The organism is Streptomyces doebereineriae (genome assembly GCF_031845645.1).
GTDB classification, from domain to species: Bacteria; Actinomycetota; Actinomycetes; order Streptomycetales; family Streptomycetaceae; genus Streptomyces; species Streptomyces canus.
The window spans coordinates 1-486 of sequence record NZ_JAVREZ010000143.1; the positions used below are offsets into that span (position 1 = coordinate 1).

The 486-nt window shown below is 70.4% G+C and carries 1 pseudogene; it reads left to right on the plus strand.

Annotated features, from left to right (window positions below):
* Positions 1-486 (plus strand): annotated as a pseudogene (locus RNB18_RS51125) (hypothetical protein); the annotation flags it as partial.

Consider the following 486-nt stretch of genomic DNA (forward strand, 5'->3'; position numbering starts at 1 on the left):
GTACCGGCCCGCGCCACGGCGGCCTCCCGTGCCGTTCCCGGTATGCGGGCCAACTTCGTACCGCACCCGGTCGAGGTGGCGCCAGGGCGGACCGTGGCCGACTTCCTGCGCGACAGCGCCGGTGAACTGCGCGCGACCCTGCGCCACCAGAACTACCGGGGCGACCGCATCCGCCGCGACCTCGGCTTCACCGGCGACGCGGGCCGGTCACTGGGACCCACGGTCAACGTCCTTGAATCCGGATTCGATTACACCTTCGGGGAGTGCGCCGGGCTGCTGCACAACCTGTCGACGGGGCCGGTCGAGGACATGCAGATCATCTACCTCGACTCGGCGGAGAGCGGCTACTCGGTACGGCTCGACGCCAACCCCGAGCGCTACACCCAGGAGGAGCTGGAGCTCCACCAGCAACGCCTGTTCGGCTGGCTGACCACTCTCGCCGAGGCCGGTCCCGACGCCGTCGTCGACCGGCTGGACGTGCTGCTG